The organism is Xanthomarina maritima (genome assembly GCF_008084905.1).
In the GTDB taxonomy this organism is placed as follows: domain Bacteria; phylum Bacteroidota; class Bacteroidia; order Flavobacteriales; family Flavobacteriaceae; genus Xanthomarina; species Xanthomarina maritima.
This window is the reverse complement of the sequence record NZ_VSFC01000024.1, coordinates 1-3,571: the sequence shown is the minus strand read 5'-3', so window position 1 is coordinate 3,571 and position 3,571 is coordinate 1. Positions and strand designations below refer to the sequence as shown.

Here is a 3,571-nt window from a genome sequence, read left to right as displayed (position 1 = left end):
GCAGCTCAATTACAAGCAGAGGAAGAAGCTAGATTAGCAGCTGAAGCTGTAGTTCAGGCTCAAGTTGAAGAACAAGAAAGTCTTGAAATAACTCAAAAAGATGATTTAGCTAAATCTATGTTTGCATTAACAGAGAAAACTAAAGTATCAAAAGAAGAGCAAGATGCTTTATTAATTAGATTAAATGAAGTAGTCTTAATTAAAGATAAAGATCTAAAAGATTTAAAAGAAGAAAATGATTTAAGTGAACAAGGAATTTATCTTGAGCCAAAACCATTTAAGAGTCTTTCAGCTGAAAACAGAGAATTAGAAGCTATTAAATCTGACTTAGATGCTACTATTGCAAAACGTAACGAAACCATTTCAGAATTAGAGAATCTATACAACCAACGAATTAAAAAAGGCTCAAATAAAAATGATGAAACTAGCCAATATTATTTAGAAACCATTCAAACTTTAAAATCAGAGCAGGCACAATCTGAAAGAACTAGAGCTAGTTTAGTTTCTACATTAGAAACTATTAATGTTGCTACTGAAATTGAAAGAAAACGTAGAATTAAACGTGCACTTTATGATAATGAAAAAGATAGATATTTAAAAGATAAAGCAACTTTAGATAGAATTAGAGAAAATACACCATTAAGCTCAGAACCACTAAAAGCTGAAGATTTTAATTTTGGTGAAGAGCAAAGTAGTAACGTGCAAATATTGAAAGGCATTCAAAATGTAGATAATGGATACTATATGATTATTGCTGTACATGAAAATGTAAGTGATAGAGATGAGTTTTTAGAAAAGGTAGTATCGGCTGGACAATCGAATATTAATTTCTTCTATGATGTGAATTCTAGTAAATATTTTATTTACTATCAGAAGTTTGATTATGTAGAAGAAGCTATGAGTGCCTTACAAACTAAAGGAAATAAACCATATAACGGAAAGATGTCTGTTGTTAAAATTGAAGATTAAGAAATAGAAAAAGCTCCATTTAGTTTTCATATGCCCCATTTGAAGACTAAATGAACATATAAATAAATATATCATGAAAAAACCTACTTTTTTTAAGATTATCATACTAGTTATTCTATTAGCATTGAGCTTTCATTCGTTCGCACAAACATACGAACCATTTACTATTAGAGAACATGTTGAAGTAAAAGGGAGTATGCTTGTTATTGGAAATAATATTCTTGGTCAAGATAATCTTCCAAATAATAACAACACCATAGATAATCAAGATGTTTCGATGCAGTATATAGATATTGATGTCGATACAAATACCTTTAGTTCAAGTAGTGCAGAACTATTTTTGCCTCTACAAGAGGATGGTAGTCCTACATCATGTTATGCAATAGAATATGCAGCACTTTATTGGGGAGCAGTATTGCAAAGTGGTGATAGATCTAACATTCAAAACATAAAATTTAAAACACCAGAAAGTACAACTTATATAGATATAAATGGTGAACTTATTTACGATGCCATTGTAAATCCTATAATAGCTGAAAGCGACGAACCTGGAAATACTCCTTATGCTTGTTATGCAGATGTAACAGATTTATTAATTGGATTAACAGACATTGAAGGGACTTATACTGCTGCTAATATAATATCTAGTGAAGGTTCAAATTTCTCTACAGGACTATCAGCAGGTTGGACATTATTCGTTATATATAAAGACCCAAACCTGCACACAAAATCTTTTACAACATTTGATGGTTTTAGTCATATTTATAGTTCACATTACGAAGAGATTCCAGTTTCTGGTTTTACAACACCACCTGCAGGACACATAGATTTACAATTTGCTTATGCAACTTTAGATGGTGATAAAACAAAGAGAGCTACAAAATTAGAGATTAATAACAAAGAAGTAACAACGCCCTTGAGGCCTGCAAACAAATTTTTTGGATCTGTAATTGAAAACTTTAACGGAGTTTCTTATCCAAGAAATCCATTTGGGACTAATACTCTAGGGTATGATACAGGAATGCTTGAAATTATTAATTCCGAACCAGAATATATAGGGAATAATGATACATCGGCTTCATTTACATTACAAGTTGCACGAGGTCAGGCAGATCCTATCTTTTCTTTTTTCAGTGCCTTTGCTGTGGATGTTATATCGCCAGAATTAGATCTTAACAAAATTGTTTTAGATGAAAACGGTGTTGAAATTAATGGAGATAATGTATTTTTAGGAGATAATTTGTTTTATGAAATAAGTTATCAAAATACAGGAAATGAGAATATTACAAATTTTACTATAACCGATGTTCTTCCTGATAATATCATATTTAATCCTGCAACAGATATAGATCTTAGTAATGCAGGAGGAGCTACACTCCAATCTTATGATCCAATTACTCGAACACTTGTTTTTGCAATTCCAGATGCATCTGTTGAAGTTAATGACCCAGTTTTTGTAATACGATTAGCTGTTCAAGTAGTACCAAATTGTTACGATTTAAGTCAAGCCTGTTCCAATTTAATCATAAATCAAGCCTTTGCAACATATACAGGAGATATTAGTACTATTACAGTTGAAGAGCAAGCAAGTTATGTTACAGCTGAATGTTTTGGACCACCACAACCTACTAACTTTTTGGTTGATATATCAAATTGTAATTTTGAGAGAGAAGAAGTGCTTTGTGGAGAGAGTATTCAACTAACAGCAGCAGCAGGTTACGACTCTTATTCATGGTCAACTAGCCCTACAGGAACACCTGTAATTGGAACCACTCAAACTATTACAGTAACAGCAACAGGTACTTATTATGTTCAAAATACAACTTCTTCGACTTGTATTTCTATTGAGGAAGTTATTCAAGTTGTTTTATATGGTATTACACAAACTAATCCTGTTATACCTTATGCAGATGAAGTTGTTACTTGTCCGAATGATGGAAAGTTACTACCTAATATCTTTTTATGTGGAGCTAATGATACAAGAGATATTTTGACTGGCATAAGCGATGCCGTTTCAATAATTTGGGAACAATTAAATGAAGGGAGTTGTGCTCCAGTTACAGATCCTGATTGTGCTAATGAGAACTCAGCTTGTACATGGAATCAAGTAGGAATAGGACCAAATTATACTGCCAATACAGCAGGACAATTTAGATTAACTATTAATTATCCAGGAGGTTGTTTTAGTGTTTTTTATTTTAATGTATATCAGAATTTATTAGACCCTACAGCTGTTGCTCAAGATATAATTTGTACGACTCCAGGAAGTATTACTGTTGGAGGTGTTCCAAATGGTTATGAATATAGTATTGATGGTGTTAATTATCAATCTAGTAATATATTTATTGTTACATCATCAGGTTATTATGTAATTTATATTAGACAAATTGGAGTTGATTCAAACCCATGTATTTTTGAAACTCCAAGTGTATACGTAAGGGAAAGAGATTTTACAGTTTCTACCATTGTTACGCAACCTGAGTGTCATGGCGAATTTGGAAGTATCCATTTAGCTGCAAATGATGCTTTACCACAGTATTATTTTTCAATTTATAATGGAACAACATTAGTAAATAGTGTAGGACCAATCATGGCAAGTGAT

The 3,571-nt window shown here is 31.9% G+C and carries 1 protein-coding gene and 1 pseudogene; both read left to right on the top strand.

The window, feature by feature from the left end:
- The coding region (locus FVF61_RS05520) for a sprD domain protein (RefSeq protein WP_148454201.1) at nucleotides 1-969 on the top strand (969 nt) is incomplete at its 5' end.
- A gap of 73 nt (nucleotides 970-1,042) precedes the next feature.
- A pseudogene (locus FVF61_RS05515) lies at nucleotides 1,043-3,571 on the top strand (T9SS type B sorting domain-containing protein); the annotation flags it as partial.